Genomic DNA, 21,776 nt, shown 5'->3' with positions numbered 1-21,776 from the left:
TTAAACTCCTCCAGTCGTAATTTGCTCGGATAAATGCTCGATTAAGTATTCATTACCCGCTGACCTTGACCATGGCCGGACGGATGACCTTGTCGTTCAGCCAATAGCCGGGCTGCACGACCTCGACGACGACGCCCTCTTCGTACTCCTCGGACTCTACCTGCATGATCGCCTGCTGCAGCTCGGGATCGAACGGCTGGCCGACCGGATCCATCGCCTTCAGCCCTTCGGCCTCAAGCACCTGCCAGAGCTGGCGGTTGATCATCTCGATGCCCTTGACGAACGAATCGCTCTCGACCGCCTCGGTCGAAGTCTGGAGCGCGCGCCCGAAGTTGTCGAGCACGGGCAGCAAATTCGTCACGAGCTTGACCGATGCGTACTTCTGCAGGTCGGCCGTCTCCTTAAGTGTACGGCGGCGATAGTTGTCGAAGTCCGCCTGCACGCGCAGCTGACGCTGATGCGCCTCCTCCGCCTGGCGCTTGAGCTCCTCGAAGCGCGCATCCTCCGCAGCTTCGGGAATCCCGGCTTCCGCAGCCTCGGCAGCTTCTGTATCGGGAGCCGCCTGTGCCGTCTCGTCGACATTCGGCTCTTGCTTGAATTCCTGATCCATCGTAAGGCTCCTTTCTCTATTGCGCAAGATATGCGATTCCGAATTATTTGTACAATCGGTTGTAAAGACGGGTCAAATCTCCGGATAAATAGTCCAGCAATCCGATCACCTTGCCGTATTCCATGCGCGTAGGGCCCAGTATGCCGATCGTGCCGAGCAGATGACCGTCCGCCGTGATGGTTGCCGTCACAAGACTGCATTGATTGATCGCCTCGACGCCGTTCTCCGTCCCTATCCGTACCTGTATCCCTCCGGACAGCGACTGAAACAGCTGCATCAGCAGCGGCGTCTCGTCGAGCAAGTCAAGTATGCCCTTGACCTTGTCGACGTCCTTGAACTCGGGCTGCGTCAAGATGTTGGTCGCGCCGCTCAGGAACACCTTGGGCTCGGCCTCTTCCTTCAGCGTATCCTCGAGCAGGGACAAAATATGCTCGCAATGATCGACGTAGCTGGTGAGCTCGTTGGCTACCTCGGTATACAGCACCGACTTCACCTTGTAGAACGGAACGCCGGTCAGCTTGTCGTTGAGCAAGCCTGCGATCCGGCGCATATCGTCCATGCTCACGCCCTCGGGCAGCGAGATGGTGCGATGCTCGACGTGTCCGGTGTTGGCGACCACGATCGCGACCGCCGTCGTATCGGTCAGCGGGAGCAGCTGGAAGTGCTTCAGACTCGTATGGAACGAATCCGGCCCCAGGACGATAGACGTGTAGTTGGTCAGCTGCGACACGATGGTCGCCGCATGACTGACGGCGCCCTCCCAATGGTTCATCTTGTCCGCGACCAGACTGTGCAGGCGCCTGACGTCCTGCTCCTTGACGCCGCCATGCCGGATGAGATGATCCACATAATAACGATATCCCTTAATGGAAGGAATGCGGCCGGCCGACGTATGCGGCTGTTCGAGGAGCCCCAGCTCCTCCAGATCGGCCATGTCATTGCGGATGGTAGCGGGGCTGAACGAGACGTCGCTGCGCTTGGATATGCTGCGCGAGCCGACCGGCTCCGCCGAGCGAATATAATCATCCACAATGGCACTTAGAATCATACGTTGACGCTCGCTGAGCATATATCCGTTCACCCTCCTCGCCGTCGTTAGCACTCAACACCAATGAGTGCTAATCACTAATACAAAAATACCAAACCGCGCCTGTCGTGTCAAGACGACCGGAGACGGTTCGGCATTTATTCGGGCGATCGCCCGGCGGTGCGTTCAATTCAGTCGAGCAGACGAACGACAGCGATCTCGTCGCAGTTGTTGCGCTTGCTGCAGTGTATGCAATCCGTCCATACTTTCTCGGGAAAAATCTCCTTGTCGACGACTTCGAAGCCGTTTTTCAAGAAAAAATTCACTTCATAAGTGAGCGCCATGACCTTCGGAATATTCATCCGGCGCGCCTCCTCGATCAGCGCATCGACGATGCGGGAACCGATGCCCTTCCCCTTGTGGCCCTCACTCATCCCGAGCGAACGGATCTCGACCAGATCGGAGCCGAGCTTGAACAACGAACCGCAGCCGATCAACAAGCCGCTATCCTCGACGACGACGAAGGAATCGATATGGCGCAGCAGCGCCTCTCGCGATCGGGGCAGCATAATCCCCTTTTCCGCATAGCCCTGAATCAGCTCGAACAAGGCTTCTACGTCCTCCGGCTTTGCCTTGCGGCTTACGATAGTCGTGTTCATCGGTCTCCCCCGCTTCCCGTACGCGCCCTCGGCGCCCGATAAATGATGATGTGAATAAATATACATTATGACGAATGAATTCTCAATAGTTTATTGAAGACCGGCTTGGATTCGGCTGCGAACGATAAATATGAATTCGGCAAATAACAATTGACAAGGCATATTTACCCGTTCATAATACCCTCAAAAGGTAGTATTCCAAAATACGACTAACAGAAAGGTGGTTATCTCTTGATCGACAGGCTCAAGCGGCTGGGGCTATCCGAGCTGGAAGCACGCTGTTATCTGGCGCTGCATGAGGAAGCCGCGCTCTCGGGCTACGAAGTCGCCAAACGCGTCTCCGTATCCCGCACCAACGTATACGCGGCACTGAGATCCCTGGTGGACAAAGGCGTATGCCGGGCCGCGGAGGGCGACCCGGTGATGTACGGCGCCGTGCCGGTCGGGCAGGTCGTACGGATGCTGCGCTCCGAGTTCGACGAGATTGCGGACGTGCTTGTCAGGGAGCTTAAGCCCCAGCTGCCTCCTCCTTCCTTTTACAGCTGGTCCGGCGACGCCAACATCCTCGCCTCTATCCGGCGCATGATCGTGAGCGCGGAGCGTTCGATCGTCGTCGACGTCTGGAGCGAAGACTTCGCGGAGCTGGAGCCGCTGCTGCTGGAGGCGGAGGCGAGAGGTGTAGTGGTCGTCGCCATCACGCTAGGTCCCGTCCGATCGGCGCTCAAGCATGTGCGCACGCACAAGCGGATGGAGATGTGGCTGAATGGCGATGCCCGCGACTATTACGTGCTGTGCGACTGGAAGGAAGGCTTCATCGGCAGCTTCGGCACGCGCGGCAAATCCGCGGCGCTGGAGACGAACCACCCGGCCGTCGCGCACATCCTGAAGCAGGCGTTCCAACACGACGTCATGATGATGGATATCGAGCGGGACTTCGGCCCCGAGCTCGAACAGGCTTACGGCGGCGATTATGAGCGGCTGCTGGAGCGTTATCGCCAGGATTACGGACTCGAATGAGGTATTAAGGAGAGAATTCGCACATGAAAACCGCGGCCATCCGCGCGCTGCCTGCCAGCGCAACCGTTTTTCCGATATTGTTCATGATCAGCACGGTTCATCTGCTCAACGACTCGATGCAATCGACCGTGACCGCGCTGTTCCCGGTGCTCCGCGAGTCGCAGCATCTGAGCTATGGGCAGATCGGCCTCATCGCCTTTATGATGAACATCACCGCATCGTTCCTTCAACCGCTCGTCGGCTGGTTCGCCGACAAGAAGCCACGGCCTTACATTCTGCCCATCGGCGTCTGCTTCACGCTGCTCGGCGTCGTCATGCTCGCGCTCGCGCCCAGCTTTGCCATGATCCTGCTGTCCGTGACGGCGATCGGCGTCGGCTCGGCTGTCTTCCATCCCGAATCGTCGCGCGTCGCCTACCTGGCGGCCGGCAGCAACCGCGGCCTCGCCCAGTCGATCTTCCAGGTCGGCGGCAATATCGGCAGCTCGCTCGGCCCGGTTATGACCGCACTTATTTTTATCCCCCTCGGGCAAAAAGGCGTGCTCCTGTTCGTCATCGCAGCCGTCGCAGGCATCGTGCTGCAAACGGTGGTGGCACGCTGGTATGCGGCGGTAGGCGCTGCGCCGAAGCCGAAAAAAGCGGTGGCGCATGACGAGAAGTCCGCGCTCAAGCTTTCCGCGGGCAAGGTGCGAATGTCGGTCGGCATTTTGATCCTGCTCGTTTTTTCCAAGCATGTATACTTATCCAGCTTCACCAGCTTCTACTCGCTGTATCTGATCGACGACTTCGGTGTCGGCAAGCAGCAGGCGCAATGGTATTTGTTCGCCTTTCTCGTCGCTTCCGCAGCGGGCACCTTCATCGGCGGACCGCTGGCGGACCGCTTCGGACGCCGCAACATCATCTGGCTGTCCATTCTGGGCACCGCGCCGTTCTCGATCGCGCTCCCGTACGCCGACCCGTTCTGGTCCGCCGTACTGTGCATTTGCGCAGGCTTCGTGCTCTCGTCCGCTTTCTCGATCATCGTCGTGTATGCGCAGGAGCTGCTGCCCGGCAAGATCGGCCTCGTATCCGGCCTGTTCTTCGGCCTCGCGTTCGGCCTGGGCGGCCTCGGCTCGGCGCTGCTCGGCGAGATCGCCGACCACACCAGCATCTCGACGGTCATGCATATTTGCGCTTATCTGCCACTGCTGGGCATCTTCACGCTGCTGCTGCCGAAGGACGCGGAGCTGCGGGGAAGGTGAGGCAAGAAGGCGAACGGAGCCAAGGCATTCATGCTGTCAGGCGCGATCGCGGGGGGACTCATCATCTTCGAAGTCATCCATCAGTTGGTCAAAGGGCGGCATAAATTCAACGGGCATCGCCGATGATGGCGATGCCCGTTGAACTGCCCGGTGCGGCGTGAAGGGCGAGTTGTGCGATAGTATCGCGTAACGGCCGCTGAAATGCCTCCAGGTGGCCGAGTTGTGCGATGATACCGCGTAACGCACGCAAATACACGGTACAGAGGGCGAGTTGTGCGGTAGTATCGCATACCGGCCGTTGAAATGCCGCCAGGTGGCCGAGTTATGCGATTGTATCGCGTAACGCACGCAAATACACGGTACAGAGGGCGAGTTGTGCGATAGTACCGCGTAACGGCGGCAGAAATGCCACCTGGAGCCCGAGTTGTGCGATAGTATCGCGTAACGGCAGCTGAAATGCCGCCAGGTGGCCGAGTTGGGCGATAGTACCGCATAACGGCCGCTGGAATGCCGCCAGGTGGCCGAGTTATGCGATAATGCCGCGTAACGGCCGTAAAAATGTGACGCGGGAGGCACCGCCTTCACTACAAGAGGCGATGCCTCCGCTTCATCGCTCTGCATGCGCGTCTCATGACGAAAAGAGCCCTTGCACACTTGATGCAAGGGCTCTTTTCGTTATGTCATGGCGCCGTCAGCCGCTCCAGCTCGGCCAGATAAGCGAACGCCTCTTCGTCGCGGCTGCCGCACATCTCGCGGGATGGCTGCAGCTGGCCGCATATAACCGGCCGCTGCGGCTGGCCGAACAGCAGGCAGCGATTGTCGGGCGTCAGCTGCACGCAGCGTACGCCCGCAGGCTTGCCGCCGGGCATTCCCGGAATCGGCGAGGAGATCGACACGACGATGCAGCATGCGCCGCATCCGGCTCTGCATTCCATACTGGCTCCCCCCTCGCTCTCGCTCCCGCGTGCAGCCGCTCGGTCCGGCAGAAGCTGCCGCCACGCCACCGTCCCGGCCAGTTGCAACTTCAGGACAGAAACGCCCCGAATACTTCGTTGCCCAGCGGCACGCCCGCCTCGCTCAGACGATAGCCGTCGTCCTCCGGTGTCCGCTCCAGCAGTCCCTGCGCCAGCAGCTTGTCCAGCACCGGACCAAACACATCCGTCAAGCTCGCGCCGCCGAACTGCAGCGCGAAGTCGGCATCCCGCACGCCCGCGCGCAGCCGCAGGCCGACCATCATGAAGTCTTCCATCGCTTCCTTGACCGGCACGGCGTTGCGCTCGAGTCTGGGCAGGCGCGCATTCGCGGCATCGATGTAAGGCTGCACGCCCTTGATATTGAGATGACGCTCGCCTCTCGCATACCCGTGCGCGCCCGCACCGAGTCCGTAGTAAGGCTCGTTGTGCCAATAGGCGGAGTTGTGCCGGCTCTCGAAGCCCGGACGGGCAAAGTTGCTGATCTCGTAATGCCCGTAGCCCGCTTCGCCAAGCCGACGACGCAGATGCTCGAACATCGCGACCTCGGTGTCTTCCTCGGGCAGCGGCAGCTCGCCTCGTTCGTACAATCGATGGAACAGCGTGTTCTCTTCGACCTTCAGACTGTACAGCGAATAATGCGGCAGATCGAGCTCGAGCGCCCGCTCGACGCTGTCGGCCAGCTGCTGCAGCGTCTGGCGCGGCAGTCCGAACATGAGGTCGATCGACAGATTCGTGAAGCCTGCCGCCTTGGCGTTGGCAATGCTGTTCACGACGTCATCCGCCTCGTGAATGCGGCCGATGGCGGCGAGCAAGCCGTTGTCGAACGTCTGTGCGCCGAAGCTGATCCGGTTGACGCCGCCTGCCCGCATCGCCGCGAGCTTGTCCGGATCGGTCGTGCCGGGGTTCGCCTCCATCGTAAACTCGGCCCCGCCAGCGATCGGAAAATGACGCTTTACCGCGTCGAGAAACCGCGTCATCTGCGTGGGATTAAGCACGGTTGGTGTGCCGCCGCCGACGAATACCTTGCCGATCGTCTCCGGCGGCAGCTCGCGCACGGTACGCTCCATCTCCCGCTCCAAGGCATCGAGATAGGCGTCGATCGGCTGCCCCGCGGCCACGTAGGAGTTGAAGTCGCAGTAGTAGCATTTGTTCGTGCAAAACGGGATGTGTATATACAGCGCCCTCGGCGTCCACGCGTGAAGCGGCGGGACTGTCGCGGTTGCATGATTCATAGGTTGAGCTCCTCTCGGGTGGCAGGGGCGGCACGTTCGACGGAAGCAAAAGCTCTCCGGGACCTAGTCCTGCGGAGAGCCGGCTGCTAACCTTCGTCTGTCAGATGTTCCTTGGCGCGGACGAGGGCGTCGATGATCTCCTCGAGTTCCTCCGCCCGCTCGATGTACAGCGATACGTAACGTTCCCGGTACCCGGTGCTGGACATCTCGATATGCACATGTCCTTTGGCGGGATCCGCGCTAATGAGCATCTGTTCGCCGGAATAGATCGGCACGAGCGCCATGACTTCCTCCGCCTCCGTCCGTCTTTACGCTTTAATTAATCGTCCAGCTTCAGCACGGCCATGAACGCTTCCTGCGGCACCTCGACGTTGCCGACCTGCTTCATGCGCTTTTTGCCTTCCTTTTGCTTCTCGAGCAGCTTGCGCTTGCGCGAGATGTCGCCGCCGTAGCACTTGGCCAAGACGTTCTTGCGCATCGCCTTGATCGTCTCGCGGGAGACGATCTTCTGACCGACGGCCGCCTGGATCGGCACCTCGAACATCTGACGCGGGATCAGGTCCTTCAGCTTCTCGCAAATAACGCGTCCGCGCTGGTAAGCGCGGTCCCTGTGCACGATGAACGAGAGGGCGTCCACCTGCTCGCCGTTCAGCAGAATGTCCATCTTGACGAGGTTGGACTGGCGGTAGCCGGTCAGCTCGTAGTCGAAGCTGGCGTAGCCCTTGGTGCCGGACTTGAGCTGGTCGAAAAAGTCGTACACGATCTCCGCGAGCGGAATGTCGTACTTCAACGTGACACGGTTGGCATCGAGGTACTGCATATCGATGAATTCGCCGCGCTTGCCTTGACACAGCTCCATGATGGCGCCGACGTAGTCCTTGGGCACGATGATCGACGCCTTGACGTACGGCTCTTCGACGAAGTCGAGCTTGCCCGCCTCCGGATACTCCGAAGGATTCGAGATGTCGATCTGCGCGCCGCTCGTCAGCGTCACCTTGTAAATAACGCTCGGCGCCGTCGTAATGAGCGGGATGTTGAACTCGCGCTCGATCCGCTCCTGGATGATCTCCATATGCAGCATCCCGAGGAAGCCGCAGCGGAAGCCGAAGCCGAGCGCCTGCGACGTCTCCGGCTCGAAGCGGAGCGACGCGTCGTTCAGCTCGAGCTTCTCGAGGGCGTCCCGCAGATCGTTGTAATCCGAAGACTCGATCGGATACAGGCCGCAGAACACCATCGGGTTGATGCCGCGGTAGCCCGCGAGCGCCTCGGCGGTCGGACGCTTGGCATTGGTGATCGTGTCGCCGACGCGCGTGTCCTTGACGTTTTTGATCGACGCGGTCACGAAACCTACGTCGCCCGGCCCCAGCTCGTCCACGATCGTCGAGCGCGGCATGAACGTGCCGACCTCGACGACGTCGAACGTCGCGCCCGTCGCCATGAACTTGATCGGCGAGCCCGCGCGGAGCTTGCCGTCGATGACGCGGATATAGCAGATTACACCTTTGTACGCATCGTAGTAGGAGTCGAAGATCAACGCCTTGAGCGGGGCTTCCGGATCGCCTTGGGGCGCGGGCACCTTTTGTACGACCTGCTCGAGAATCTCCTTGATGCCGATGCCGTTCTTCGCGGAGGCGAGCACCGCTTCGCTCGCGTCGAGTCCGATGACGTCCTCGACCTCCTGCTTGACCCGCTCCGGCTCGGCGCTCGGCAGGTCGATCTTGTTGATGACCGGCAGAATCTCCAGATTGTTGTCCAGCGCGAGATAGACGTTCGCCAGCGTCTGGGCCTCAATCCCCTGCGCAGCGTCTACGATGAGCAGTGCGCCCTCGCAGGCCGCGAGACTGCGCGACACCTCGTAGGTGAAGTCGACATGTCCCGGCGTGTCGATCAGATGCAGTGTATAAACCTCGCCGTCGTCGGCCTTGTACTTGAGCCGGACGGCCTGCAGCTTGATCGTGATGCCGCGCTCGCGCTCCAGGTCCATCGAATCGAGCACCTGGGCCTGCATCTCGCGCGCGGTCAGTGTGCCCGTATATTCCAATATGCGGTCGGCCAATGTCGACTTGCCGTGGTCGATATGCGCGATAATGCAAAAATTGCGAATATGGCTTTGCTTGTGTTGGATGTCTGCCATCTTCTTTGTCCTTACCTCCACCGATACATGCCGTTGCCCGGCTATCCTGTCTATTATATCAGCCGGGTCAAGGAGCGGCAATCGGGATCGGGCGGAGACGCTTGACGATAACGTAAGACAGCCAACCTACTTAGCCGCCTGGGGGCCATTCGCCTCGTCATAGCTTGCCTTCGCGAGCCGGTACACATCGGTGCCCTCTACCTTATCAGGATCTTTCTCGAGGTTTTTGAGCGACGTCTGGTGGTCCTTCAGTTCTTTGCCGATATCCCGCTGACTGTCCGCCAGCTCCCGCTCCCGCCGGAGCAGGTTCTGGATGCGCGGGTCGCTCGGGTCCAAGCCCTTCAGCGATTCAAGCTTGCCGTTCGTGACGGCGATCAGGTAAGCCAAGTGAGCCAGTTTTTTCATCATCTCGTCGATCTTGGCCTTATATTGATCGATAGCTTGCGTGTATGCGCCGGTCTTGAGGCGAGCCTTCGCGGTGTCGTTCACGGTGCGAACGGCGGTCTCCGCCACGCGATCCGACAGACCTGCCTCGTGGAGCGCGGCACGGCCCGCCTTCTCCCATTCCGCCAGCTTGGCGCCGAACTTGGCCGGGTCGGAGCCCGGTGCCGGCGGCGGCTGCATCGACTTCAGCGCGCGGGATAGTGCATCGATGTCCCGATAATCCATCGTCTCGAGGCGATCGGCACCGGTCAGGGCGAGCAGCCCCCGCTCCGCGCCGCCCGGCTGCGCAGTCGCGATCTGCTTCGCGGTCTCCGCGAGCTGCGCCAGATGCTCGCGGAATGCCGCCCGATCGAACGCTGGATCGCCGGTCGTCATCTTGTACGCGGACGTTGCCTGGGCAGCGCCGTTAAAAAACCGGTCGAACTGGTCGACGAGCCTGTCCGCCTCATCGGATGTCGCCTGGCCGTAAACCTCGTCGAGCATTCTAAGCTGCTCGGTCTTGTAAGTCTCGTCGCCATCGCCGCTCGATATCTCATCGCGAATCTTGGCGTACGTCTCGGCGTAGCTCGCCAAGTACGAGGCCGGACTCCGCTCATCGCTCGAATCCGTGTGGAACCGCTGACGCATAGCGGACTTCGCGAGCCCGGCGACGGAGATGGACAAGTCATCCGGATTGCCTGCTTCGACTTTCGTCAGCGTCTGACTGACGGCTGGCAGCGACCCATGCTTGACCAAAGGTTGAGCAAGCGCCGGAGGAAGCACCTGAGGAAGCGATATACCTTGCAATTTCATGCGAACACCGCCGTTGGAGGATTTTATACACCCATTATCGGCAGGGTAATTATGGAAATGAATAGTTATTGCTCCAAATCGCCTCGTTCAATCTTCAACCCGTCTATATGGCGCTTGGCCCTAAGCTTGCGTTTTTTGCGGTTGTCGAACGTCAACAAAAGCCCCGCATCCACCGATGCGGGGCCCGCCTGCCTTATTGCTGCTTCGTCTTCGCCCACTCGTCCAGCTGGCGCTGCTTCTCGGCGATGATCTTGTTCACGCCGGCAGCCTCCATCTTCTTCAAATATTGCGGAATCGTCTTCTCCGGATCGAGCGCGCCCGTCGCCACGACGCCGGCGAATTGCTGGCTGGCGTTGTTCACGGCCGTAATCTCGTTTTTGACCGGGTCCGGGTTGAACACGAAGCCCAGCGCCGGCGAACGCTCCGCCGATTCGTTGAACTGCTTGTATTGATCCCACAGGTCGGACGCTTCGCCCTTCCACAGATAGGTGTTCATCTGATTGCCGAACATCCAGGAGGCGTTCAGATTGTAGCCGGTCGTCGCGGCGTCGACGCCCGCCGGGTAGTCGATCGTGCCGTCCGCTCCCTTGACGAAGTGCTTGCCTTCGATGCCCCAATTGAGCAGATTGATCAAGTAAGGGTCGGTGAACAGCAGATTGATGAACATCATCGCCCGCTGCGGATCACCCGAAGTCGTCGGGATCGCCAGCATGGAGCTTGTCGTATCGCCCGTCGTCATGAACGGCTGGGTCAGCGGCACCGCGACCATCGGCGTGCCCGTATTGCGCGACTCCTGCAGCTCGATGCCGGGCTTCATGGCGACCGCATAGGAGAACGCTTTGCCCGCCTTCACGGCGTTCGCCACGCCGTCGCTGCGCGTCGGGGCGTCCTTGTTGATGTAGCCCGCCTCGAACCACTGGCGCATCAGCTTCGCGAGCTCCATATATTCCGGCGTGCCGATCGCGTTCACGACCTTCAGATCGTGCGCGCTGCGCATGATGGCGCCCGGACCGTCGCCGAGGCCGTCGACCTGGAGCAGCTGCGTCAGCGGCGAGTTGCCGCCCTCGGCCTGCAGCGGCGTCATGCCCGGCTCGCCCTGCTTGATCTTCTCAAGCACGGGTCCGAAGTCCGCAAGCGTCTTGAGCTGCGCCACGTCGATGTTGTACTTGTCCACGAGATCCTTGCGCATGACGATACCCCGATTGGAGGCGAACTCCTTGTTCGTGACCGCGCCGTACACCTTGCCGTCGATCTTGCCGCCCTCGACAACGTCGGGATCGATGATTGCCTTGATGCCCTGGCCGTCCGAATCGATCAGATCGTCGAGCGGGATGATCTGCCCCTTGGCCACCTGCTGGCCGAGCCCCATCCACGAGGATGTCCACATGACGTCGAGCTGTTCCTTGGACGCGAACAAGAGGTTGGTCTTGTCGTTCCAGGCGCCCCAGTCGATCGGGCGAAGCTCGATCGTCGCGTTGATCTTGTCCGTCAGGTACTTGCTCATCTCCGCATTTACGGCGTCGAGGTCCTTGGGCGTGCTCCCCGGGAAAATCATGACAAGATGATACGGCTTGAGCGACGAGGATGCGGCGGGCGAAGACGCTGCGGCGGGCGAAGCCGAGGCTCCGGCGTCTGCACTGCCGCTTGCCGGCGCCGACGAGCCGGCAGCGCCGTTATTGTTGTTGCTTCCGCATGCGGTTGCCGCCAGCGACATGGCCATCATGGCGGACAGCATCAGCGTTGATTTCTTTTTCAAGAGAAAACCCTCCCGTATGAATGATAAACAATATCTATGGCAAACGGAACATCCCGCCGCGCCGCGTCCGGCTCCGGCAGCAGCCCGGTCAACCCTTGATCGCGCCGATCGTCAGGCCTTTGACGAAGTACTTCTGGAAAAAAGGATAGGCCAGTACGATCGGCCCCATGCCGATGATCGCCATCGCCATCCGCATCGTCTCCTGCGGCACGAGGCCGGAGAACGAGGCGGCGCCGGCGTTCTGGGATTTTTGCGACAGGAACTGGATGTTGAGCAGCGACATGTTCAGCAGGTACTGGAGGCTGTAGAACTTGGCCTTGGTCAGGAACACGAGGCTGTTGAACCAGTCGTTCCAGTAGGCAAGCGTGTTGAACAGTCCGATCGTCGCGAACACGGGCTTGGACAGCGGCACGACGAACTGCGCGAAGATGCGCAGCTCCCCTGCGCCGTCGATATAAGCGGACTCGATGAGCGCGGGCGGGATCGACCCGGAGAAAAAGGTGCGCATGATCAGCACATTGAAGCCGTTCAGCAGCAAGCCCGGCACGATCAGCGCCCATACCGTATCCCGCAGGTCGATGTACTGGGCGAACACGAGATACCACGACACCATGCCGCCGTTGAAAAGGATCGTGAAAAACACATAGAAGGAAAAACCGGTGCGAAACGGAAGCTGCACGCGGGACAGCGGATAGGCGAGCATCGCCGTGACCGCCAGGCTGACGAGCATGCCGACGGCGGTCACGAACAGCGTGACGCCGTAGGAATCGAGGATGACCCAAGGGTCCGACTCGAACAAAAAACGATAAGCGTCCAAACTCCAGCGTTCCGGGAACAGCGAGTAGCCTTTGCTCAGAATCGAACGTTCGTCGGTAAAGGAAGCGATCAGCACCAGCGCGATCGGCAGCACCATTGCCAGCGTTACGATTCCGAAAAACAGATGGACCGGCCAGTACTCTTTTTTCATCAGTCGTTTTCCCCTTTTAAAATAAAGCGTTGTCCCGGTTGATCTTGCGGACCGCAAAGTTGGACAGCAGCACGAGCGCAAATCCGACGACCGATTGGTACAAGCCCGCCGCCGAAGCCATCGAGATATCGCCCAGCTGCATCAAGCCCCGGTAGACGTAGGTGTCGATCGTGTTGGTCGCGGGCAGCAGCGGTCCCGAGTTCATCGGCACCTGGAAAAACAGTCCGAAGTCGGAGTAGAAGATTTTGCCGACCGCGAGCAGCGTCATGATCGTCATGATCGGATACAGCAGCGGGATTGTAATATGGCGGATCTGCCGCCACTTCGTCGCACCGTCGATGGTGGCCGCTTCGTAATACTCCTGGTCGATGCCCACGATCGCAGCGATGTAGACGATGCTGGAATAGCCGATGCTTTTCCATATATAGACAAGCGTCAGGATGACCGGCCAATACTTCGGGTCCATGTACCAGTAGACAGGATCGAGCCCCAGCATCGGCAGCACCGCCTTGTTCATGAGCCCGTATTCGGGACTGAGCAGGCCGAACAGCAGATAGGCTACGATAACGGTCGACAGAAAATACGGGAGGAGCAGCGCGCTCTGGTAAGCTTTGCGGATACGCGAGCGCACCTCATTCAGCAGGATGGCGACGGCTACCGACAGAATGAGGCCGAGGACGATAAAGGCGGTATTGTACAAAATCGTGTTTCTCGTAATGACGTACGCATCCGATGTTGCGAACAAGTACTTGAAGTTGTGGAAGCCGACCCAGTCGCTGTGCCAGATGCCCTTCGTAAAGTTGATCTCCTTGAACGCGATGACGACGCCCAGCATCGGCATATAGTTGTTAATGAGCAAATACAGGAGGCCCGGGAGCATGAGCAGGTACAGGGCGCGGTATCGATAAGCTGTTTTCCATACGGTCTTCACAAAACGGTTCCCTCCTCGCGCGGACGCTCTCGCGGCGCGCTCGCTGTCTATAATCGAATTATAAAATGCAGGCCACCCGCTCCCCCACTACTTCGGTTACATGCGTATGCAACGATTGTTACGGGTTTGGGAGACAACGAAAAACCCCGTCTCCTCGCGGAAACGGGGCATTTGTCGACCGCGTGCTTATTCGCGCGATCTGCGATATTCCTGCGGTGTCGTCTGGAACACCTTTTTAAACATTTTGGCAAAATACGAAAAATTGTCGTAGCCGAGCGAACGCGCGATGCTGCTGACCGATTCCCTGGTGTTGGCGAGCAGCTCCGAGGCCCGGGTCATGCGCTCCCGCAGGATGTACTCGGACAGCGACTGTCCTGTCTTGATGCGGAAAATCCGCGACAGGTAAGAAGGATTAAGATGCACATGCTCGGACAACTCGTCCCGCGTAATCTCGTCCTGCAAATGCTCCTTCACATAGCGCTGGACCTGGAGCACGATGCTGCCTTCGGGATGCTCTCCCTGCCCCGAATCCGACAGCGACAGGACGGAGGCCACAACTTTTTCCATCCACTGCTTCAGATGGACGGACGAACGGGTCGCCTCGGCCGGTCCGGACTCGAGCCCGCGCTCGTGCAGCAGGCCGGGCGAGATGCCTTTGCGGAGCAGCGCGTAATAGACGACCTGCAATATGCCGTGGTAGACCTGGGCCAGCGACTCCCGCCTGCCCTTTTGTTCGCGGATCCACGCCTCCGCCTCCTGCATCAATTCGTCCATGCGCTCCGCATGGCCCGACTCCAGCGCGTCCGTCCAATGCAGGAAGGAGATCGAGCCGCCCGCACGCGCCTCGTGCCTCCGGGTTCCGCAGAAAAGCACCTGCCGCCTGCGCTTCAGATTGCCGTATTCCGTCTCCAGCAGCATATGGTAGGCGAGTCCGATATCGCGGACCGACGGCGCCTCGCCGATATAGCAGGACACGTCGCAGTAAAAATAACGCCCGCATGCTTCAATATAAGACTCGCAGCGCGTCTTGAGCGGATCGGACTCGGGATCGGCACGGCTGCCCGGATACAGAATGACCATCATATTGCCCAGCTCGTCCTCCATCACATGGCCCGGATGCCCCGCGACGATGACCTCTTCGGCGGCTTTGCGCAGCGCATAGCCCATCAGCTCCTCGTCGAATGCGCCGAGATCCCGCTTCCACGCCTCGATGCTCAGCAGGATGAGCAGCAGCGGATCGCGGTCGGTCAGCGGCAGATCGTAGGCCGCGATCGCCTCTTCGAGCTTGCTCCGGCGGCCGCCGTCCTCGCCCTTCATCATGTCGCGCCAGAACGACTGCACCAGCTCCGGCTTGTGCGCCTGCCATAGCTGATAGTATTTCTTGAACGTCTCGGTCTGCGTGCTGGCAATCCGCATATCGCCGAGCTCCTTCAAGTTGTGGGCGACGACCGCCTCCAGCTCCTCGTAGACGACCGGCTTCAGCATATAATCCCGGGTGCCGAGCTGCATCGCCCGCTGCGCGTAGCCGAAGTCGGCATGGCAGGTCAGGAACACGGTGCGAAGCTCCGGCTGCCTCTCCTTCGTCCACTCGAGCAGGGACAGCCCGTTCATGACGGGCATCTGGATATCGCAGATCATCAGATCGATCCGCTCGTCGAGCAGGATGCGCTGCGCGTCCTGCGCGTTGTACGCCTCGTGAACCTCGATGACGTCAAGCCGCTCCCAGTCGACGCCGTCCACGATTCCTTTTACCGCATACATCTCGTCGTCCACGATCAGCACTCTATACATGCGCATCCCTCCTCTCGCTCTCCGGCTCAAGCGGCAGCATGAGTTCTACGATTGCTCCGCCAGCGGGCCCGTTGTCGAACCGGATCGTCGTGGCCGCACGGTAGTACAGCTGGCAGCGGTGATAGACGTTCCAGATGCCGATATGCTCATCGTACTCGTAGCCGAAATAATCGCCGGACTGCAGCTTCTCCAAAATGCCGGGCTCGAAGCCGACGCCGTTGTCCGACACCGTGACCGCCAAGCACCGCCTGCCGGAGTCCGGGGAAGATACGAGGCGCAGTTCGATACGGACGCGGAACGGCTCTCCCTCGTTGTAGCAGAAGCCATGCTCCAGCGCGTTCTCCACGAACGGCTGAATCGTGAGCGGCGGAATCTCGATCGGTTCCGTCTCGGCGGGCGGCGCCTCGATCTCGTATTCGAAGGCCCCGGGGAAGCGCATCTCCTGAATGCTCAAATAGTTGCGGATATGCGCCAGCTCCTCGTCGATCGGCACGGAGACGACGTTGGTCCGGATCGTAAACCGCAGATGCTTCACGAGCTGCAGCGTCAGCTTCTGCACGAGCGCGATATTCTTGACCTGGGCCAGGCTGTAGATCAGGTTCAGGCAATTGGTGAAAAAATGCGGATGAATCTGCGCCTGCAGATGGCGGAGCTCCGCCCGCTGGGTCTTGATATGCTCCTCGTAGATGTCGATCTTGAGCGTCTCGATCTCGTCGGACATCCGGTTGAACGTGCCGTTGATATCGTCGAACTCCGCCAGCCGGGATGGCGCGAGCCGCATGTTGAAGTTGCCCGCGCGCATCTGCCGCATCCCCTTCAGCAGCTGCCGGACGGGCATCAGTATGGAACGCTGCAAATAAACGAGGAACAGCAGCAGCAGCCCGACCGCCAGCGGAGGCATCAAATAAATGAACCACTGAAACATCGGCAGCCGTTCAAGCAGACTGCGCACGGGCAGAAGCACGGCCAGATGAATGTCGGCCATGCGGGAATGCTGGCTGACCATGATGCGCTTGGCATCGCCTTCGCCGGTCGAGACGGTATGATAGAGCCGGCCGTCGTCAGCGAACGCCCCCGCAAGCGGCAGATCGGCCGCGGGAGCGCCGGATGCCGGGTCATGATCGTACGCCAGCAGCGTGCCGCCGGACGATGCGATCAGCACACGCCCTTCGTCGCCCATATCGAGCGCATGGAACGGCTTCAAAAACCGGTTTAAGCTCACCCATGCCCCTGCATAGGAGCCCTTGTCCGCATCCATCACCCGCAGCAGCGCGTATTCGCCGTCCAGACTGACCACGCCCCACCTGCTCATGTAGGGCTGGCGCGATTCGGACGTCGCCAGCAGCGCGGACAGCTTGCCCCTGACCGCCTCCTTCTCTTCGTACGGCATGCTCTGCTGCGCGGCGAAGATCAGCTCGCGGGAGCTCGCCCGATAGGCAAAAAACGCATCCATGTCGCCGTAATAAGGAATGTCCTGGCTGAGCCGGTTAAATGCGTTGACCTTGGCGTAGACGGCCTCCTCGCTGCCCTCGGGATACGATCCGAGCGCGAGCAGACCGGGGTCCTGCAGCGTCGTTTTCAGCAAATAATGGTCCGCCTCGGCGAGCTTCTGGTCGATCTGGTCCATGTTCATCGTGACCAGGTTTTTGTTGGAGCCGGCCACCTGCTTCTGGACGACGCCCATCGCGTACCAGTTGTTCACGATCAGCAAGACGATCAGCGGCGCGGTGACGAGCGCGAATCCCAGCACGAGCCGGGAGCGAAGGGTCGATTTACGCATGGAGGGCCTCTTTCCGGTGTCGAGTCATGCTTTCATTATAAAGGTTTTGGGATGCGACTTTGGTGCGGTTCTGCATGCAACGATTGTGACTTCGCGCCAAAAAGCGGAACCGCCTCCGGCGCGTTTGTACGCGTACGGGGCGTTTCCGCTGTATGGAGTCCGGATAACGCGATTACTGGCTGATCGTCACGTCGTCGATCTGCAGCGAGGTGCCTGCCGCCGCGTCGACATAAAACCCGACGTCCAGTTGGCCGCTCGTCACGGTGACGCTCTGTGTGACGGTCTGATAGGTCGTGCCGGCCGTTATATTTTTGTTCAGCTGCGTGCCGCCGTAGCCCGACACCTCCATACGGGCCGTCGTCGGCGGCATGCCGGCCGGATGCTGCAGCTTGACCGACGCGCTGACGGTATAGGTACCGCTGGGCAAGGCGACGACCTGATGCACGCTCTGCTGGTAGGCCGCAGTTCCGTTATAGAAGTACAGCTTGTAATTGCCGGTCGCCGCGTCCGCCGAATCGACGCCGAGCGAGGCGATTCCCGTTCCCGGATGCCATTCCGTCCAGTCGGACCGGGAGCCGGATTCGAAGCCTCCGTTTTTCACCGGATTGCGGTTGTTCAGCTCGATGTAGTCCAGGTTGAACGCCCCGGTGTGGCCGCTGCCGCGTGCAATCGTGATCAGGTTCAACCCTTTTTGCAGTGTCACCGTCCGATTGACCGTTCCCCATGTGTCCCAGTTCGCCAGATTCGGCAAAGAAAGCGTGCCCGAGGATAGCAGCGTTTGATTGAGATTCGTGACTGTGTAGCTGCCCGTGCTCGCACTGCCGGTCGCGTTGGCATACCGGACGGCCAGGTTGTAGCTGCCCGCCTTGTCCGCCTGCACGCCGATGACGACATTCGCGCCCGCATGGTCGCCGCTCAGCCGGTCGACGAAGCCGACGCCGGAGCGGCCCGTATGGTCGTTGTTGAAGTGCGCGCCGCTGCGGAACGTGCCGACTTCAGCCTGGTAACGGTTCACGAACGGACTGCTCGCCGCCGGGCTGATCCGGACCATCCGCACGTCATGCGGATTCAGCGTCGCACTGAAGCTCGTCATCGCGCCGAGATCCGCATGGCTCCATACGTCACGGACCGTGCCGCCGCTCGGGAGGCCGAGTACGCCCGCAAAGTCGATCGACTTGGTCTGGACGCTATCGGATCGGTTAAACAGAGCGACCACCCAATCGCCGCCGGCCGTCTGTCCGATCCAGCGCTCCGAGTCGCGGCTGCCGGTATCGGGCTGCCCGCTCGTCGCCGGCTCGAACGAATTGCCGTTGTTGAACACCGGCTTGCCGACGAAGCCTTCCTTCTTGAGCGCGAGAATCTCCGGATTCGTATAGTAGGACTGATTCGAGCCGATCGTATCGTACTGATCCGCGGCCGCTAGCGGCGAGCCCGCCATCGTGAACAACGAGACGACCGACCGCTTCTCGTTGTCCGCATATGACCCGCCGAACGTGCTGAACCGCAGGAAGTCCCCGTCGAGCGTCAGACCGCCCCGACCGCTCACATCCGCGAAGCCGGTGAAGCCCTGGAACGGGTTGGCCCACTGCGAGAAGCCCGCATTCCACGTCTGCCGCTCGTCGCCGAAGCTGCCGCGGTTGAGCCAGGTCCAGCCGCCGTTCGCCGTATCCGTATCGATCCGCATCAGGTCGCCGTATTTAATCTCGTTCTCCGCATGATTGAACGAATTGGGCATGACCAGGCTCAGCTCCATATCGTCGCCCGCAGCCTCGCTCATCCAGCGCAGCGCGGTCGCGTAGCTGGCGGTCCCGAACACCGGAGAGCCGGCAGGCGCACCGGCGGCGGCGCCCGATTCGTACCAGGACAGGAAGTCGACGCGCAGGAAGCGGATGCCCATATTTTTAAAATAGTTCACATAACCCTTGATATAAGCCTCGGCGCCATTCTTGGTCACGTCTACCCAGCCGGACGTCGCGATCGACGAGATCGGGATGTTCGTGCCGATTACCTTTTTGTTGGGGTCGCTGACGGCCGAGTCCGCCACCCACAGCGGATTGTAGTAGACGCCCATATCGAGTCCTTTGCCGTTCGCGTAGCTCGCCCAGTACGCCCAATCGTGGGACCACGCATCGTTGTACTTGAGCAAGTAGCCGTTGGCGTTCGTCTGCGTCGCGCCGTAGATCCAGCCGTCCGTCGTCACCATCTTGTAGCCGTACGGCAGCAGCGTGGACGCGACCCAGTCGATATTGTCCTTCCAGCGCGCCTCCGAGATCGGGGCGTCGTTCACGAATGAATTCTCGTAGGCAGTCCAATACAACGGATAGAGGCTGGTACCCATACGCGTGCTCATGCTGTCGCGGGCCTGTGCGCTGCCCGGCAGCGCGGCTTGTGCGCCGGCGACGGTCAGACCGATCGCGAGCGCCAGCGTCAGCAGACGTTTGAACGGCTTTTTGTTCATCTTTTTCCCTCCAGCTATGAATTGGATTGTGATGCGTCGTATCGCATTTGCTCCGTGGCATTTGTTCTCGCGGCAAGCGCGGAACGCGGTCACCTCCCTTCAAGCGGCGGAATCGTGGGATATTCAGTGCTGGATAATGACCGGCTTGCCGTCGCATCTCAGCTTGCCCGCTTCGACTGCGGCTTCCGTGCCGTCGATCAGATTGCGGTAGCGTCCGTCCGGCAGCTCCACAGCCGCTTCCGCCGGCTTGCCGCGCATGCTGAACACGCCGACGAGCCTTTCTGATCCTTTCTCATGCACGGCGACGAGGACGTCATTCGCCGAATCCGCACGTACGAAGTAGCGGCTATCGGCTATAAGCGGATTTTTTTTGATGCCGTACAGCGTTCGGAGGAGTCCGCTCAGATCGCTGCCCGTCTCCCAGTCGACCGTATCCTTGTTGAACAGATCGGGACGGCGGACATTTTGCGTCTCCTGTCCGGCATAGATCAGCGTCATTCCTTTTTGAAAATAAATAAAAGCGGTCCAGTTGATCAGGCTAAGCTCGTCTTCGATGATGCTTTTGGCGCGGGCTTGGTCGTGATTTTCCAAATAACGCAGCTTCACGTAGTTGTCGGGATAAATATACTCCTGCATGTTGATCTTCTCCGCGTAGGCATCCAGCGTTTGTCGGCCGACCAGATAGTCTCGGAAAACCTCGAAAATATCGTAATCGTAGCAGACATCGAACGCCTGAAAAATCTCGGAGTCCGACAAACTTGTCATGCCGCGCGCGCGATTGTTCACGATGAAGGCGGGCTCGACCGACTCGCTGAGCCACAGGCAGTCCGGGCGAACCTGCGCGACCTCGGCGCGGGCTCTGAGCCAGAAGTCGAGCGGGATTAGCGGCGCCACGTCGCAGCGGAAGCCGTCCACGATCTCCGCCCACATCTTGAGCGTGTCGATCTGGTCGTCCCACAGCTCGGGGTTGGCGTAGTCGAGATCCACGATGTCGCCCCACTCGGCGATCCGGTTGCCCATGCGCCCTTCCGGCGTCCGGTAGAAAAATGCGGGACGGTGGCGGGCGAGCCACGAATCGGGGGACGTGTGATTGTAGACGACGTCGATAATGATCTTCATGCCCTTGGCGCGGACGGCCTGCGCCAGCGCCTTGAAGTCCTCCAGCGTGCCGAGTTCCGGGTTGACCTCGCGGTAATTTGCGATCGCGTACGGGCTGCCCAGCTCCCCATTGCGCGCCTGCTTGCCGATCGGATGGATCGGCAGCAGCCAGACGATGTCCGTCCCGAGGCCCCGGATGCGGTCCAGGTCCCGCTCGACGGCCTTGAAGCTGCCTTCCTCGCTATAGTTGCGCACGTAAATCGAGTACATGACCTGATTTCTTAACGCTTTGCTCGTGTCTTTTGCCATTCGACTCTCTCCTTGTAATCCGTGACGGACGCGGCTGATGCCCCACGGCCGCTTGCTAGGCCCAGTATAGCGGTCGCTGCGGGGTGATTCCTGCCACACGCGTGACTTGTTGGTGCGACGATTGTTACGTGATGGCAAGTGGAAGGTGGGAGAACGCGGTTAGGTGGGCGGGGCGGAGCGGGGGCGGTTGGGAGCGAGGGGAGTGGGCATCGCCTATACTACGAGAGGCGATTCGACCCGCACACCGCTGCTCCGGCCGATCGCCTTCACTACGAGAGGCGATTCGGCCTACACACCGCTGCTCCGGCCGATCGCCTTCACCACGAGAGGCGATTCGACCCACACACCGCTGCTCCGGCCTATCGCCTTCACTACGAGAGGCGATTCGACCCGCACACCGCTGCCCCGGCCGATCGCCTTCACTACGAGAGGCGATTCGGCCCACACACCGCTGCTCCGGCCTATCGCTTTCACTACGAGAGGCGATTCGCCACACACACCGCTGCTCCGGCCTATCGCCTTCACTACGAGAGGCGATGGGCTTCGTAGGACACGGGCG

18 protein-coding genes are annotated in these 21,776 nt (G+C 60.3%); 2 read left to right on the top strand and 16 right to left on the bottom strand.

All coding sequences use genetic code 11. The features are described from left to right. Window positions 1-52: 52 nt before the first annotated feature. The 3 genes from grpE to VQ071_RS03950 form a co-directional block, all read right to left on the bottom strand. Complete coding sequence (gene grpE, locus VQ071_RS03960) at window positions 53-610, bottom strand: nucleotide exchange factor GrpE (protein ID WP_340512559.1); 558 nt, start codon at window positions 608-610, stop codon at window positions 53-55. A gap of 43 nt (window positions 611-653) precedes the next feature. Then, window positions 654-1,679, bottom strand: a complete 1,026-nt coding sequence (gene hrcA, locus VQ071_RS03955; protein WP_340512558.1) for a heat-inducible transcriptional repressor HrcA — start codon at window positions 1,677-1,679, stop codon at window positions 654-656. 149 nt (window positions 1,680-1,828) lie between these two features. Further along, a complete protein-coding gene (locus VQ071_RS03950; RefSeq protein ID WP_340512556.1) occupies window positions 1,829-2,296 on the bottom strand; it encodes an N-acetyltransferase in 468 nt (155 codons plus the stop codon). A 231-nt stretch (window positions 2,297-2,527) separates the two neighbouring features. On the opposite strand from VQ071_RS03950, the gene VQ071_RS03945 reads away from it, so the two are divergent. Further along, window positions 2,528-3,313, top strand: coding sequence for a TrmB family transcriptional regulator (locus VQ071_RS03945; protein WP_340512555.1), 786 nt, complete (start codon window positions 2,528-2,530; stop codon window positions 3,311-3,313). Window positions 3,314-3,336: 23 nt separating this feature from the next. Next, a complete protein-coding gene (locus VQ071_RS03940) occupies window positions 3,337-4,551 on the top strand; it encodes an MFS transporter (protein WP_340512554.1) in 1,215 nt (404 codons plus the stop codon). 680 nt (window positions 4,552-5,231) lie between these two features. Here VQ071_RS03940 and VQ071_RS03935 read toward each other — a convergent pair. From VQ071_RS03935 to VQ071_RS03875, 13 genes are all read right to left on the bottom strand, one after another. Further along, window positions 5,232-5,486 (bottom strand): YkgJ family cysteine cluster protein, encoded by a 255-nt coding sequence (locus VQ071_RS03935; protein ID WP_340512553.1) that lies wholly within the window; start codon window positions 5,484-5,486, stop codon window positions 5,232-5,234. Between the two features lie 89 nt (window positions 5,487-5,575). After that, window positions 5,576-6,757, bottom strand: a complete 1,182-nt coding sequence (gene hemW / locus VQ071_RS03930) for a radical SAM family heme chaperone HemW (RefSeq protein WP_340512552.1) — start codon at window positions 6,755-6,757, stop codon at window positions 5,576-5,578. An 86-nt stretch (window positions 6,758-6,843) separates the two neighbouring features. Then, window positions 6,844-7,041, bottom strand: a complete 198-nt coding sequence (locus tag VQ071_RS03925) for a hypothetical protein (protein WP_340512551.1) — start codon at window positions 7,039-7,041, stop codon at window positions 6,844-6,846. Between the two features lie 35 nt (window positions 7,042-7,076). Further along, entirely contained in the window at window positions 7,077-8,891 is a 1,815-nt protein-coding gene (gene lepA / locus VQ071_RS03920) for a translation elongation factor 4 (RefSeq protein ID WP_340512550.1), read from the bottom strand. Window positions 8,892-9,017: 126 nt separating this feature from the next. Next, window positions 9,018-10,127, bottom strand: coding sequence for a hypothetical protein (locus tag VQ071_RS03915; protein WP_340512549.1), 1,110 nt, complete (start codon window positions 10,125-10,127; stop codon window positions 9,018-9,020). Between the two features lie 193 nt (window positions 10,128-10,320). Then, the gene (locus tag VQ071_RS03910; RefSeq protein WP_340512548.1) at window positions 10,321-11,883 is read right to left on the bottom strand and encodes an ABC transporter substrate-binding protein; all 1,563 of its coding nucleotides are present in this window, start codon (window positions 11,881-11,883) and stop codon (window positions 10,321-10,323) included. A gap of 88 nt (window positions 11,884-11,971) precedes the next feature. After that, on the bottom strand, window positions 11,972-12,850 hold the full coding sequence (locus VQ071_RS03905; protein WP_340512547.1) for a carbohydrate ABC transporter permease: 879 nt from the start codon (window positions 12,848-12,850) through the stop codon (window positions 11,972-11,974). 16 nt (window positions 12,851-12,866) lie between these two features. Continuing rightward, window positions 12,867-13,730, bottom strand: a complete 864-nt coding sequence (locus tag VQ071_RS03900) for an ABC transporter permease (RefSeq protein ID WP_340512915.1) — start codon at window positions 13,728-13,730, stop codon at window positions 12,867-12,869. 237 nt (window positions 13,731-13,967) lie between these two features. Continuing rightward, window positions 13,968-15,572 carry a helix-turn-helix domain-containing protein gene (locus tag VQ071_RS03895; protein WP_340512546.1) on the bottom strand — a complete coding sequence of 535 codons (1,605 nt, stop codon included), beginning with the start codon at window positions 15,570-15,572 and terminating at the stop codon, window positions 13,968-13,970. Further along, window positions 15,565-17,352, bottom strand: coding sequence for a histidine kinase (locus VQ071_RS03890; protein WP_340512545.1), 1,788 nt, complete (start codon window positions 17,350-17,352; stop codon window positions 15,565-15,567). Before VQ071_RS03890 ends, VQ071_RS03895 begins: the two co-directional genes overlap by 8 nt. Window positions 17,353-17,524: 172 nt before the next feature. Next, window positions 17,525-19,810 carry a CBM35 domain-containing protein gene (locus VQ071_RS03885; protein ID WP_340512544.1) on the bottom strand — a complete coding sequence of 762 codons (2,286 nt, stop codon included), beginning with the start codon at window positions 19,808-19,810 and terminating at the stop codon, window positions 17,525-17,527. 123 nt (window positions 19,811-19,933) lie between these two features. Further along, a complete protein-coding gene (locus VQ071_RS03880) occupies window positions 19,934-21,217 on the bottom strand; it encodes an alpha-amylase family glycosyl hydrolase (RefSeq protein WP_340512543.1) in 1,284 nt (427 codons plus the stop codon). A 124-nt stretch (window positions 21,218-21,341) separates the two neighbouring features. Next, complete coding sequence (locus tag VQ071_RS03875) at window positions 21,342-21,713, bottom strand: hypothetical protein (protein WP_340512542.1); 372 nt, start codon at window positions 21,711-21,713, stop codon at window positions 21,342-21,344. Between the last annotated feature and the right edge of the window lie 63 nt (window positions 21,714-21,776).

The organism is Cohnella sp. 56 (assembly GCF_037963805.1).
Lineage (GTDB): Bacteria > Bacillota > Bacilli > Paenibacillales > Paenibacillaceae > Cohnella.
This window is presented reverse-complemented; position numbering and strand designations above follow the sequence as displayed.